Below are 13,577 nucleotides of genomic sequence, written 5' to 3'. Positions count from 1 at the left end.
AAAGGTTAATTAATTTTTGACAGAAAATTTTTAAACTCTATTCGTAGCCAGGATGTGACAGCATCCTGGCTTAAGTTTTCGATTTATCTTTTTGTGACGTAGATCCTCCTTTCCACAATTTTAAATTTGATTGATTTTGTTAGTTCGAGAAGTGATAAGATCTCTTCAATATTTTCTCTTCGGGAGACTTTCATTTTGAGGTTTACATCATCCCAGTCATTTCCCTGAAATATGACTTCGGCGTCATACCATTGCGCAACATCCGCCATAATGGTTTTGATATTTTCATCTTTGTAAATAAAATAGTTGTTCTTCCAGGCGATTTCGGATTCCGCGTCAAATTGATCTATTTGAACACCTGAGGTAGATATCTTTGCACGTTCACCGGGTTTGAGCATGGTCTGGCCTGTTTTTGAAGTCAAACGTACTGATCCCTGTAACAGAGCGACTTTTGCAACATGGAGGTTATCCCTATCGGATACATTAAATTTGGTCCCCAGTACCCGGATTCCAAATCCATTACCCGCTACAATGAAAGGTTTGTGTTTTGATTCAGCAACTTCGAAGTAAGCTTCTCCCTTGACCTGAACGAGACGACGGTCAGCAGCAAAATGCTCGGGGAAAATTAGGCTACTCTCGGCGTTGAGCCATACTTTGGTACCATCTTCTAAATTGATCTGATATTTACCGCCTTTTGGGGTTGCTAAGGTGACAAGTTGAGCTTCCATGTCTTTTTTTCCGGTCTTTGCCTGATAACTAATAATGCCTTCTTGATCAATTTTGAACAACAGCTTTCCGAAAGGAACAGTGTCTCCAACCTGCTGTTGCTGCAGATCCAGGCTGCTGCCGTCTGAATTTTTCAAAGAAGCTTTTTCGGTCCCCGGATTCAGGTATGCCTGTTGATTGGTGGCTTGTAAGTCGGCATTCCGACCCTTAAAAAAATAATATCCGGCAATGCTGGAAACAGCCAATAACAAAGAGGCGGCATATGGGAGGTAACGAAGGAAAATACTTGTTTTTTTTGTATTGCCCGCTTCTGCTTGAATAAGTTGTTCTACGTTGAGCTTAATCTGTGTTTCTATATTTTCTGCAGGGCCGAATTTATCTTCGTCCCAAGTAGCATCATGATAAGCATCCAAGAGCCTGTCGTCTACTTCACGCAGTTCATCTTCGGAGGATTGCTTGCGCAAAATTTTCTTGATTAAGTCTATAATTTCAGGTTTTTTCATGAAATCTATAATTGATTCGTTCTTATAGAGTTCATTTTTTCAATTAGCCCCCAAAAGGAATTGCATTTTTTTTAAAAGAAAATATAAAAGAGCCTTTTATTAGACTGTTGCGGTTGTAATATATTGTATTTCAGCTTCTTGTTAGAAAAAGAAAATTTGAAAAAAGATATGCATATTCTGCATCCCTTGTTTTAATCGTTTCAGTGCAATAGAAATTTGGTTTTCTACTGTTTTTACGGAAATATTCAGCTTCTCAGCAATCTCCTTATGGCTGAGTTGCTCCATCCTGCTGAGGTAAAAGATCTCCTTACATTTGTCAGGAAGCTGGTTGATCATTTGATCCAGATAATCCAGCAGTTCGCTGTACTCCAATTTTAACAACGGATTGAATGAGTCAACATAGTTCTCATCTAAATCTTTAAGTTCGACATAATCCATCTTTTTTTTGACATTTCGGAATACTTCATAACGAATACAGCCAAATAGATAGGTTTTGATGGAATATTTGAGATTTATTTTCTCCCTGTTTCGCCAGATATTGATAAATACGTTTTGGACAAGTTCCTGACATACTTCGGGATCCTGCATCGTGACAGATGCCGTTTTGAACAGTGGTTGCCAAAAGCGATGCATCAGGTGTTGTAACGCCCGTTCCTCACCTTGACAAACTGATTCAAAAATTTGCTGATCCGAACAGGCGGAGAAATTCATAGTTTAATTCTGTTTACAATAGGTATCCCACAAAAACCTTATCAAAGTAAGTATAAAATAACAATAAAACAAAATCTATTCCACTGATGCCAAAATCCGTAACTGGAGTCGATATGTCGGGACAAATTAGTATAAGGACCATACTTCACATCTTGTCAAATTTATTAAGAAAGAATGAGTAGTCCGCTTTATAAAAAGAGACTGAAAAATGAATCATGTAATGGAAATACAATGCGTTCTTAGATCAAATAATTTTCTGATTTGCTAAAGGAAATGATTGTTTTCAACGGAGGTAATTATGACGAACCTTCTATTGTCGAATGGAAATTTCAGGCAATAAAGGAGGAACATTTGTATCGGTAACTAATGAAATCGAACATGATACGCCCCAAAAGCTGATTGTCGGCGTAAGGGACAGTACCGAGGGATTTACACTCGTTTTAGCAAATCTAAAAGCATTTGGAATTTAATATTTTGCTTAACTTGGTCGGAGACCGGTTTCCAGAAATGTAGACCGGCTGAAAATAATATTTATAGGGTAGACTTTTTTCGAAGATATGATTTTTTGAAGCGGTACCCGATAAAGATCAGCATTCCGATGATGAAAATTGCAATAAACACCAATGCCAGCTTAAACTCATTGTATGTACTGTAGTTATCATTTTGGAGTTTATTCGCTTTCAGATACAGTTTACCGTTACGGTTATCTAGGATGAAATTAAATTGATTCAGTATTTTATTACCCAATAAGCTTTGTTTGGGATTCGGATAGTTAGGATTATTGGCGTTTGTTACAATGTTTTTAAAAACCTGATTTCCGATGTGGAGCTCCTGAATGACAATGATCTTTTTTCTTCCAAAAGAAAATAGCGAGTGATATTTGTTCCAAAGACGATAACGATTTGTAAAATCATCCCCAATGAGCATACTGCCATCCCTACCGGTATCAAATAGAAAATGGAAGGGATAATCCCGTTCTCCAACTTTAATAATGACTTCAAATCTAGGTCGATATTGAACATAGTCAACATCGTGAATCTGATACCCTTGTAGATCTTTGTTTAACTGATCAGTTAGGATCATGAGTTTTTTTTCATAATCAACTTCAACAATTTTGTCACGGAACAGTGAATTTCCGATGATCATATCTTCACCATCCGCTAGATTTCGAATTTGTACCAATGGAACGTTATCCCAGCGTAATCCAGCAATTTCTAAACTATTCATCCTGGCACTGGGTTCGTTGTTTGTTCCATCCGTGTTCTGGACACTGATGTGACCATCAAATTTGACCGCTGCTTTTGCTGGCGATTTTTCGCTCAGGCAGCTCATACCTGCCCCTAGATCAAACATGATCGTCAAATCTTTATAACCATTCAGACTTCCTTTAAAGTAAATACGACTATTTTTCATAAAAAAGGGAATGGTATCCACCGATTGTTTGGCCGGTTTAGATTGTGCTGCTGGATTTAAAAGTTGCTCATAATTAGCCGATATTCGGGTGAGAATACGATCCTGTTCATTCAATAATATAATGAAATCATAAGTTTTACCATAAACCGTAGTAAAAGAAATGGAATCTTTATCCGTAATAAATGTTATTTTACGTTTTGCTCTTGGCACTTGTGTGTAGTAAATATCAGGTGCCGTTGTCGGGGTTAATTTCCAAACGTCTTTAGCGAATAACTTTCCGTCACGTATGCTAACCATAGATTTGCTAGCCCGAATCACCGGCAAATTTTGTTGGTCTTGGGCTTTGGTGGCCATAAACGCGGCAAAGATCAACGTAAAAGTGAGAAGCTGTGTTGCTAATTTCATTTGTTTTATTTTTTAATTACGTTGCTCGCTTCCTTTCGTGATAAAATCTGTGATCAACTTGTAATCATTTTTCATTAAGGCATATGCAGTCCAGTCAGACTGATTGCGACTTGCGATGACTGTTAGGTTTGTCTCATCCATATAGAGCTTGTAACAGGGGCCGTTTAGGGATGACAATAGTGCTGTGTCTCCCGACAGAACTAGAGATTTACCATTTTTTTGACTCCAGTTTTTAATGTATTGGCCAATTGATGTAGACTTTGCTTTTGGAAAGGTTGCCGTTAAGGTGCAGAGCGGACCGATCTCATTGTAAACAACAGTTGTTTTGGAACGAGTATAAGCGAATTGATCGAATAGTTTTTTTCCGGAAGCGAATAACCCGATACATAGAATAGCTATTGCCATAAGCGTGTAATTTGTTTTCATGACTTGTTGGTATGTTTATGTATAAAATAATAGATAAGTAAACCGAATGCTAAGCTTATACTTAAGATAATGACAGAATGCAAGCCAAATGGCTGGGTATAATAACATAGCGTGAGTCCGGCAGAACCGGCAAATAATATACAGCACCAATTTAGTGCGCGCTCCGCAAGATTGTTTTCTTTGGGGAGGATTTCAGTAATTATCGCTAAAGGGGCATTGCGCTGAATAAGGGTCCTTCGCAAGCGATCGTTTAAGAACAGTTTGATGAGACTGAGCAAAAAAGATGAAGCAATCCAAATGGATAGCAAAACAGCAATCGCATTGAGCGAAAAAAAGATAACTTCTTTATCTTCCATCACTGAAGTGCTTTGTTGTAAAGCCATGGTCGGAACGGTGATGACTGTGAGCAGCAATGTTATGTTCAAAATGCGTTTCATACAATTGATTTTATAGTATATCAGATCCAGAGATCCGATTTAGGTTGCAAAATAATCTGTTTTTTTATGATCATGTTCAATTTTTGTCGATACCGTATTAGGTATAGTATGCTCTGCATACAAATAAAAGAAAGCGGCAAGATGGCAAATAAATAACGCATTATGGTGGGAAGCTGAATAAATAGGACTACAAATTGTTTACCATAGATAACAGCGCTGACCGTAACCAATATACCGCCCAGGGTAGCCGCCACCAGGGCTGCCCAGTGAATCGGAATCTTTTGGGGGATCAGCATGTTGACAATATCATCCGGTAAATCCGGATCAAAGGTGGTTATGGGTAATTCTTGGATAGCCAAGTTGATTGACTGATAATTTTCAAATTTAATTCTACATATTGCACAGGTGGAAATATGATCCATTTCCAAACTTGCTGTGCCGTCAGTGGAATCAGCAAGAGTCTGCAGCTGTTCTTCTGTTAAATGTGCGATGTTCATAATTCCTCCCTTTTTTGTGATTTTAATAGAATGTCTTTTAATTGCTTGCGTGCACGAAACAAATAAGACTTTATGGTACCCTCCGGTAATTGTGTGATTTCTGAAATCTCCTGTAAACTAAGTTCCTGTTGGTAATGTAATCCGATCAGTGTTTGATATAATGCCGGGAGCTGTTTCACCGCTTGTGCTATCGTTTCTGTGAGCTCACGTGCATACAGTCCTTCTTCCGTCGCATTGGCGGATGCATGTGCTATTTTATAATCAACATAGGATAGGTCACTTTCTTCGAAAAAGCTCGCTAACAACAGTGGACGCTTTTTCCGTAGATAATGCAAACAGGTATTATAGGTAATTTGTCCGATCCAGGTGGATAATTTGCTCTGAAAGCGAAAATGTCCCAGATTATTGTACACCTTGATATAGACATCCTGTATGATATCCCGTCGGTCAGCGGCGACTGGGATCATTTTATAAACGAAATGAGCAACAAGTTTCTCGTGATCGACGATGAGCTTTTTGAAAGCATGCGGATCCCGTTTCAGGATCTTAGAGATTAGTTCCCGGTCAGCCTCAGGTTGTATCGTTGTTGTTGTGCTCACGGATAATTAAGACCCATAAATTATTTTTAGGTTGCATTAAATTTAAAAATAAGTATTTAAAATTGTTTATCTGATTGATTTTTAGTTTGTTTTGTTTTTGTCTTTTTGCCGAATTTCTTTGCGGAGAAGAAGATTGTAATAAAGCCTCGCATGGAAAGTTATCGTTTTTATCCTATAAGCTGTATATTCACCACATAGATTTATACTGCTTATTTTATTGAAAACTTTATGTCCGTTTTTAATGCTTAAGAACATTGTGCTATTTATTACGATGTGTTTATTATCGTTCTGTTCAAAAGGACAGGAAATTGACACGACATTTATTTATACCTATCCCAATGCTTCCTGGTTAACGAGTTATCTATCAACAAGCGCGGTCAACATGACCACCGAGGACAAGACTTTCGAACCGAATTATCCGATGAAAGTGGGCGTGGGGCTGGGGATCAGAAACACTATGATTAATTTTTTAGTAGGCACAAAGATCGTTTCATTAAAAAATAAAACATACGGTAAAACCAGTTCGACAGACTTCCAGATCCATCGGTATGGACGAAAGTTTGTGACGGACATCTATTTTCAACGTTATAAAGGTTTCTTTGCCATGGATGGAAGGGACATCAATCTTTTTCCGGAAATGAAAATCAATCAGATGGGACTCGAACAGACCTACCTGTTTAATCACACACAATTTTCATTGAAGGCAGCTTTTGAGCGAAGCGAACGACAGCTTCAGAGCGCTGGCAGCTTTCTGCTAGGAACCAACCTATATTGGCATCGACTGCGGAACTTTGAAGGGGCTGAAGGAAATCTTGTACAGAATCTCGATAATCTACAGATCGGTGCACAGGGAGGATATGTATATTCTTGGGTTTTAGATCAGCATTGGTTGATTACGGCATATACAACAATTGGTTTTAACATCGGAAATGACCTCGAAAATTTTAAGAAGTTTCATTTTAAAATTTACCCAACTGTATTGGCAAGAACAGTGGCCAGCTACACCAAGGATGATTGGTCTTTCAGCTACGGGATGATGATCAATAACAAAATGAACTTTTTTGAAACAAAAAAAGACTATACCGTAACCAATATCACTCTGCAGCTGTCAGTAACCAAACAAATTAACTTTTCTTTTAGCAAACTTGGATCAGGTTGAGCGGAATAGCAGTTTGTCCAAGAAACCGGCAAAATGATGTAAGAAAATTGTATTTTTAGCAACCAAATTTTATACAATGATGAATCAATTAAGAGATCACATAGAACGTATTGTACCTCTTGACGATACTGAATTTGAAACGATTTCTTCTTTTTTTAGCTATAAAAAATACAAAAAACATCAATTTTTGATTCAGGAAGGAGAGCTGGTACCATGCAACTTTTTTGTACTCAAAGGACTTTTAAAACTCGTTTATTCTGACGATACCGGAAAGGAACATATTGTCGGTTTTGCACAGGAAGAATGGTGGGAGACTGACTTTGCCGCTTTTTATACGGAATCGAGGGCCACGATGTCACTTGAATGTGTTGAAGATACGGAGGTACTTTGTCTCCGTTTGACTGACTATAGGAAACTATGCGCTGCAATGCCCCAATTAGAACATTTTTTTCTAGAGAAGGCTTATCAAGGCTTTATCGCTGCGCAGCAACGCATTATTTCAACAATGACAGTAGGGATTAAAGAACGCTATGAACAACTCCTGAAAAAATACCCCACGCTGGTACAGCGTGTTCCGAAATCATTACTTGCAGCCTATTTGGGCGTTTCTCGGGAGGCTCTAAGCCGGCTGCCGCGGTGATGTGACTTCTGTCACGCAAAAATTGTGCGTTTTATCAAGGGTATTTACATCTGCCATTTCACAATTTTGTTGTACATCAAAATGTTGTGAAAATGAATAAAAGATCGATTAACCCATGGACGTGGCAACGGCAACGGAGTTACGTGCAGGCTGTTGAAGTAAAAAATGTAGCGGGGACCTTGTATTGTTCGGGACAGGCGGCAATAGCTGATGACGGAATTTCCAGTGATAAAGACATGGAGTCCCAACTGAGACAGGCTATTGCCAATCTAGAAAACGTTATTCAGACGGCTGGCTATTTGTGTAGCGGAATTGTGCGCTTAAACCTATATACCACTTCCATGCGAGAACTTTGGCCACATTTCCCGATACTTCAGGAATGGATTGCCAAACACCAAATTGAACAGGCATTAACAGCGCTGGAAGTTGTAGGATTATTTGAGACGCTGAAGGTCGAATTGGAAGCTACAGTGGTCAAATAACAAGTTGATTTTTCTCTTCATGGCGATCATCAAAATCACCATGAAGAGAAATGCTATTAAGGGATAATTTGTTTATTCCGCATTTCGTCGAATAGACGAAAAAACATCTGCTCGGTATCAACGAACTCATGAAATCCCATTCTTCGTGCTTTACTGCCATCCGCAAAAAAGTCATAATCCCAAGAGAAAACAAAATCGCCAAAAGCCCAGGCAGATACTTCTGTATAAGTATAATTCAATCTATGTTGGGTCCTTATATCTTCCCATATATCCGCTTTGTCGGACATCATCGTCTGTAGAGGTATGGGTAAGGGGGCGTCGACTTCCATCTTGAAATATTTCGCAATCTTGGGCCAGAGATCTTTCCAACGGAATAAGTCACCATTATTAATATTGAAGGCCTGATTGGCTGCAAGCGGTTCCGTAGCCGCCCATACAGTCGCCTTTGCCAATAAGTTGGCATCGGTCATCTCCAACAGTTTGCCATAGGCACCGGGTTTCCCCGGAAAACGAAGTGGAATATTTAATTTTTTGGAAATAGTAGCATATACAGCTATCAACAGTGCAAGGTTCATCGGGTTGCCGGGCGCTGTTCCACCCACAACCGATGGCCGGATCGCGGACCAGGTCCACTGTTTGCCAATCTGTTGCTGTTGCAGGTACTGTAGCTGGCTGGTATTAAATTCAGGAGGCATATGACCAGCATCCGATTCTTTGGCTGGCGTTTTAAATGGGCCAAGATGCGCACCATATACTTTATAACCCTGCATAAGACTCACATGTTGTAGGGATTTGGCTACTGGTTCAATAGCCGTTATGACATTGACCAACATCCTCAAATTAGGTTCGACCAATGCAGCCCAACTTTCCCGGTCCTGATAAGCTGCGTAAAAAATGTGGGTTACGGTTGTTAATGAGTTTAGTTTGTTGACAGCGTCCTCTAAATCCAATAAATCTACTGCAATATAACGCACGTGGCCGTGATCGGTTCCGCCGCGACGGGATAATGCAATGATGTCCCAATTTCCAAGGCTGCTAAGATAGTCAATGAGGTTTGTGCTGATGACACCATTTGCCCCGACGATTAATGCCGTGTTGTTTGTTGTTTCCATATGGATTTCTTTTTTAACAAAATTAGTGTTGATTAGATTGGGCGGGATGTAAAAATCGGCTATAATTTTGTACATTTCTTAAATGAAACGCTATCGACAATTTGAGCCTGTTCTGGTGTCAGAATTTAAAGCCGCTGAATGGACACATCCTGAACATAATCATAATCACTACGAATTTATTTTTATTGTGCGTGGAAGGGGTGTACATGTGATCAATGGTCATACTGTCCCTTACCAAAGCGGGGCTGTTTTCTTTATTGGGCCAGAAGAGTACCACTATTTTGAGATTGAAGAAGAGACGCATTTTATTTATTTAAAATTTACAGATGCATATAGCCATCGGTATGCTGCCGATTCGGGTGTGTTAACCCGACAATTGGAGTATTTGGTAAAAAGCAGGGAGACCCATCAGCATGGATTTCCGCTACTTGCTGCTGATCTCTTGACTGTTCACCTACTGTTTCAGGTCGTTGCTTCATTAAAACACGATGCCTTTGCCAATCAAGACTTGATCTGGTATCAGTTGCTTGGCATAACTACGATTCTGGTGAGAAATATGCCCGAATTACAGACAGATGGAAGTAGAAGCCGCGACCTACAGGCGATGTTTTGCTATATCCATAAAAATATCTATACGCCCAATTTATTGAAGTCGCAGGTTATGGCCCCTCATTTTAATATTTCGCCTGATTATTTAGGTACCTATTTCAAACGTCAGGTTGGGATGACCATAAGGGCATATATTCTGCGTTACCGGAATACGCTTATTCGACAACGTATCGCAGCAGGACGGATGATTTTAAAGGAAATTGCAGATGAGTTTGGACTGACAGACGTAAGTCACCTCAGCAAAATCTTACAGAAAGATCATGGAGCTTAAAAAGAGAGCCCCCTTAAAACTTCATGTTTAAGGGGGCTCTCTTTTATTTATACCTAGATTATTAATTACATGGTATTTTCTTTTTTCCGGCTCCAATACCTTTGATTACGGTTCTGCCATCAACAAGTTGAGTGACTTTTACCGCATTGCTTTGTACGCCGTTCCAAGGGAATGTATTGAAAGCATTGCCATTGGTTAAGACAAGTGGATACAACTCACCACCGGAAGTTTTACTTCCAAACATCGTAACCTCACCAGTTCTACTAATTACAAGCTTAATTAATGGTTTTGATGCCGTGCCTTTCATGTCATAGATGTTACCAATTCTTTTATTGGTTTGTACATCCGTACCCTCGTATTTGCTTCCATCAGCAAATTGAATATTTTGTTTTGAAGAAGCACCCGCATTCTGAAATTGGATTTCCTGTTTGGCCAATCTGATACCGTTTACTTCCATATTGAAAGCATTGTCAAGCTCAGTGATATCGAAGACAAAACCATAGTTCGCTACCGGTGCTGTAAAAATACGTTCGATTGTGCTACCATTGGCATAGAATGTTTCATCTTTCATGATTCCTTTTTTACCGCGAAAAGTTGTTTCAGGATAGCTCCAATTTAAACCGTCACTTGTTACATCTTGTGTACAGGTTTTGAAATTAAGTTTGAGGTCATATTTTTGTCCCGGATTGATTTTTACATTTGGAATGCTGACGTTTGATTTTGTTTCACCGTCAATTGTCAACGTTCCTAATTTAAGTGTTCCATTGCTCGTTGCCGGATGGATCAATAAAGAAGGAGTACTAACGACTGTACGGAGACCATTTCCTAAACTTGGAAACTGTGCAGGCACACCAGCATCATTCAAGGCATTGTATGAAAGCGCTTCATCCGATAATTTGAAGTTTGCCGTAGAATAGCTTGGTTTGAACACTGCATTTTCAAGTTTTGTAATCGCACCGGTCATATTTGGATCCATTGTCAAAGTCGTGATGATCTGACTGAAGCGATGTTTTAAAACAACATTTAAGTTGTTTACACCAGTGTTCAATTTTAAAGAACCTGAGTAAACCATTAAATCGCCACTGATATTGTCGAGACTTGCCGCAGACAATGTGCTTTGGTTGTTGATATTGGGAACAGTGCTAGTGCTGTTGATTGAATACGCGATGAAGGTATAGGTTTTGCCAGCATCCAGCGCAATTCCCGCTGCTGTTGATTCACTACCATAGCTATAGGTTTTTTCTGTTACATAGCTGCCTTGGTTGTCATATACCACAACTTTGTATTTGATATCTTTGTCCAATGGTTTCTCGCTTACCTGAGCAGCGGTGGTTTTTGGACTTGATGCGGCAACTAATCCCTTTTTTACAGCTGCTGCAGAACTGTTTGTCAGGACAACATCGATGGAACATCCGTTACCGAAAGGGACGGTCATTTCCTGAACATCCGATGTGCTGCCAGAAGCTAACGATCCTTTAGCGGAGCCCTGCTTTTGACCTACAGGGTTACTGCCATCTTCACCAAAGGCTTCAACGCCTTGTAGATTGATTTTAACCACTGTTTCTCCAGTTAATGCTGCAGTTTCACCACTTTTTTGACAAGAGTAAAGGCCTGAGCCCGTCAGTACAATGCAGGTTAGCATTAAAATGTTTTTCAGATTAAGGTAAGGCATTAAATTCATGTAATTAAATATTTATGTAAGGGAATTCTTTGTTTTAATGTATTTTTATATGATACAAAGCGTTTAGTTGCATCCTTATTCGGAAATATTTAAATAAAAGCTGTGTATTTTTAGTGTGTCAGTAATATGATATCTGTTGTGGTAAATGTTTTTCGACGCAAAATTAAATGGATTTTTTGTTTAAGAAGTGTTGTTTGATTGGTGTATTTTTTTCTTGTAGAGAAACACCTACATTGCTAAAATTCCTGTAAGGACTTACATTATTGCAGAATTGGTTTTACGCCCCAATATGGGTTTGAGATTTAATTTATCATTTGGATAAATTGAATTGTGCTGCTGTGGTAAAAAGGGAAAACAATGTTTTGTACCTGATTGAATTTTTTGCAACAAACGAAGTTGATTTGTATATGGTAGTGTATACTGATCATGATTTTTCTTTTACAGAGGTTGTTTTAGGCTTTATACCAAAACATAGCGAAGGTCTTGAGTGGCGAATATGGAAAGATGAAGTGAACGTATGAAACATACATAGGACATGAGTAAAGATATGACGAATAAATTGAAACAGGCAGCAATCGGGTTGGCCGGTACAAATAGACTAAATGACTTTGTTGAATATGCCGGTGTCGCCGCAGCGATAGAAACGGTATCAGGCAATATTTATACCGGAATCAGTATCGATACAGCCTGCTCAATGGGCTTTTGTGCTGAACATAGTGCTGTTGCGGAAATGTTGAAACATAAGGAGTTTCGGGTCAGGGCATTTGTTGCGGTAGATGCCGCGGGAAATGCCGTTCCCCCTTGCGGGCGTTGCCGGGAATTGATCAGTCAGCTTGCCAAAGACAACCTCGAAGCAATCGTCGAAGTAAAAAATGGAGTGTTCAAATCCTTAAAAGAATTGTTACCTTTTGACTGGAAAGAAAATCTGGATAGAAATTGGTGATTTTAGGATACAGTCAATAGATTCAGACAAGATGATCAATATAAAAATAATGGAGAAGATAAAATCAGCATATAAGAAGATTAATTTAGCGGACTGGAAGCGGAAGGAGCACTTTGCGGTATATCGCAGCCAGATGAAATGCGGCTTTAGCCTGACAACAAAAATCAATATCGCCAAAGTACTTCCTTTTATTAAGGAAAATGGCTATAAATTTTATCCTGTCATGATATACCTCATCGCACGCGCTGTAAATAAGCATGATGCGTTTAAGATGGCAATGAAGGAGGGTGAGCTCATTGTATGGGATTATGTAGATCCGATATATACCGTATTGCATTCGGAAACGGAGACTTTTTCTGCACTGACTGCCATATACGATAAAGATTTTACGAGGTTTATGGCTAATTATAATGATGTAGGAGAAAGACACGAAGATAATCTGCATTTTTTTCCGGAGCAGCCACCGGAAAATCATTTTAATATTTCAGCGATTCCTTGGATTAATTTTGATAGTTTTAATCTGCATATTGCTGACTTTACAGATTATTTTGCGCCTTCTTTTACCATTGGAAAGTATAAAAAACAAGCTGATGAAATCTTGATGCCTATTGCGATCCAGGTGCATCATGCCGTCTGTGATGGGATTCATGTCGCACAATTGATCGCAACATTGGAAAAGTACTGTGAAAACATTGAAACAATCATTAAATCTCAAGTATAAAAAACGAATCGTGGTCATCGATAAAATCCTTTGTACTATTCGACTTGATTAATTCCAGTTCAATAACATTGATGCAAAAGCGGAGGAATTGAAATTATTTCTGGAGAAGCAAAGCTTGGTAAATGGGATGATCCAGCTTGAAATGACAAAAGTGTTATAAATCCAATATCCTATACGACTGTTGGTCAATTCTTCTTCTTGACCAACAGTCGTATAAAGATGTTCGTTTATAAGCGATAAAC

16 protein-coding genes are annotated in these 13,577 nt (G+C 39.0%); 7 read left to right on the top strand and 9 right to left on the bottom strand.

Annotation, left to right across the window (positions count from 1 at the left end):
• Positions 1–83 precede the first annotated feature (83 nt).
• Together B4G94_RS06605 and B4G94_RS06600 are read right to left on the bottom strand one after the other, a co-directional pair.
• Positions 84–1,229 (bottom strand): FecR family protein, encoded by a 1,146-nt coding sequence (locus B4G94_RS06605; protein ID WP_286857861.1) that lies wholly within the window; start codon positions 1,227–1,229, stop codon positions 84–86.
• 141 nt (positions 1,230–1,370) lie between these two features.
• On the bottom strand, positions 1,371–1,940 hold the full coding sequence (locus B4G94_RS06600; protein WP_286857860.1) for an RNA polymerase sigma factor: 570 nt from the start codon (positions 1,938–1,940) through the stop codon (positions 1,371–1,373).
• A gap of 320 nt (positions 1,941–2,260) precedes the next feature.
• On the opposite strand from B4G94_RS06600, the gene B4G94_RS06595 reads away from it, so the two are divergent.
• Positions 2,261–2,410, top strand: a complete 150-nt coding sequence (locus tag B4G94_RS06595) for a hypothetical protein (protein ID WP_219929288.1) — start codon at positions 2,261–2,263, stop codon at positions 2,408–2,410.
• Positions 2,411–2,471: 61 nt separating this feature from the next.
• Here the strand turns inward: B4G94_RS06595 and B4G94_RS06590 are convergent, their stop codons facing one another.
• Genes B4G94_RS06590 through B4G94_RS06570 form a run of 5 tightly spaced genes read right to left on the bottom strand, consistent with a single transcriptional unit; the run spans position 2,472 to position 5,717 of the window.
• Positions 2,472–3,758: a retropepsin-like aspartic protease gene (locus B4G94_RS06590; RefSeq protein WP_286857857.1), complete on the bottom strand. Its 1,287-nt coding sequence runs from the start codon at positions 3,756–3,758 to the stop codon at positions 2,472–2,474.
• Positions 3,759–3,770: 12 nt separating this feature from the next.
• Positions 3,771–4,184, bottom strand: a complete 414-nt coding sequence (locus B4G94_RS06585) for a hypothetical protein (protein ID WP_108632112.1) — start codon at positions 4,182–4,184, stop codon at positions 3,771–3,773.
• Positions 4,181–4,621 carry a hypothetical protein gene (locus tag B4G94_RS06580; protein ID WP_108632111.1) on the bottom strand — a complete coding sequence of 147 codons (441 nt, stop codon included), beginning with the start codon at positions 4,619–4,621 and terminating at the stop codon, positions 4,181–4,183. Before B4G94_RS06580 ends, B4G94_RS06585 begins: the two co-directional genes overlap by 4 nt.
• 20 nt (positions 4,622–4,641) lie before the next feature.
• Positions 4,642–5,118 carry a hypothetical protein gene (locus B4G94_RS06575; RefSeq protein WP_286857855.1) on the bottom strand — a complete coding sequence of 159 codons (477 nt, stop codon included), beginning with the start codon at positions 5,116–5,118 and terminating at the stop codon, positions 4,642–4,644.
• Positions 5,115–5,717: an RNA polymerase sigma factor gene (locus B4G94_RS06570; RefSeq protein ID WP_219929287.1), complete on the bottom strand. Its 603-nt coding sequence runs from the start codon at positions 5,715–5,717 to the stop codon at positions 5,115–5,117. Before B4G94_RS06570 ends, B4G94_RS06575 begins: the two co-directional genes overlap by 4 nt.
• Before the next feature lie 241 nt (positions 5,718–5,958).
• Between B4G94_RS06570 and B4G94_RS06565 the strand changes: the two genes are divergently transcribed.
• The 3 genes from B4G94_RS06565 (at position 5,959) to B4G94_RS06555 (ending at position 7,998) form a co-directional block, all read left to right on the top strand.
• Entirely contained in the window at positions 5,959–6,876 is a 918-nt protein-coding gene (locus B4G94_RS06565; protein ID WP_286857853.1) for a DUF4421 family protein, read from the top strand.
• A gap of 76 nt (positions 6,877–6,952) precedes the next feature.
• A complete protein-coding gene (locus B4G94_RS06560; protein WP_286857851.1) occupies positions 6,953–7,516 on the top strand; it encodes a Crp/Fnr family transcriptional regulator in 564 nt (187 codons plus the stop codon).
• 92 nt (positions 7,517–7,608) lie between these two features.
• Entirely contained in the window at positions 7,609–7,998 is a 390-nt protein-coding gene (locus B4G94_RS06555; RefSeq protein WP_165306391.1) for a RidA family protein, read from the top strand.
• Between the two features lie 56 nt (positions 7,999–8,054).
• Here the strand turns inward: B4G94_RS06555 and B4G94_RS06550 are convergent, their stop codons facing one another.
• Positions 8,055–9,110 (bottom strand): SDR family oxidoreductase, encoded by a 1,056-nt coding sequence (locus B4G94_RS06550; protein WP_286857850.1) that lies wholly within the window; start codon positions 9,108–9,110, stop codon positions 8,055–8,057.
• An 82-nt stretch (positions 9,111–9,192) separates the two neighbouring features.
• Between B4G94_RS06550 and B4G94_RS06545 the strand changes: the two genes are divergently transcribed.
• Positions 9,193–9,990: an AraC family transcriptional regulator gene (locus B4G94_RS06545; protein ID WP_286857848.1), complete on the top strand. Its 798-nt coding sequence runs from the start codon at positions 9,193–9,195 to the stop codon at positions 9,988–9,990.
• Between the two features lie 61 nt (positions 9,991–10,051).
• Here the strand turns inward: B4G94_RS06545 and B4G94_RS06540 are convergent, their stop codons facing one another.
• Positions 10,052–11,671 (bottom strand): hypothetical protein, encoded by a 1,620-nt coding sequence (locus B4G94_RS06540; protein WP_286857846.1) that lies wholly within the window; start codon positions 11,669–11,671, stop codon positions 10,052–10,054.
• Positions 11,672–12,206: 535 nt separating this feature from the next.
• Here B4G94_RS06540 and B4G94_RS06535 point away from each other — a divergent pair.
• On the top strand, positions 12,207–12,614 hold the full coding sequence (locus tag B4G94_RS06535) for a cytidine deaminase family protein (RefSeq protein ID WP_206531920.1): 408 nt from the start codon (positions 12,207–12,209) through the stop codon (positions 12,612–12,614).
• Positions 12,615–12,663: 49 nt separating this feature from the next.
• Positions 12,664–13,335, top strand: a complete 672-nt coding sequence (gene catA / locus B4G94_RS06530; protein WP_286857845.1) for a type A chloramphenicol O-acetyltransferase — start codon at positions 12,664–12,666, stop codon at positions 13,333–13,335.
• Positions 13,336–13,577 lie beyond the last annotated feature (242 nt).

The organism is Sphingobacterium sp. UBA7625, from assembly GCF_002484085.1.
GTDB lineage: Bacteria > Bacteroidota > Bacteroidia > Sphingobacteriales > Sphingobacteriaceae > Sphingobacterium > Sphingobacterium athyrii.
Note: the sequence above shows the minus strand (reverse complement) of the source record. Positions and strands in the feature narration are given on the sequence as shown.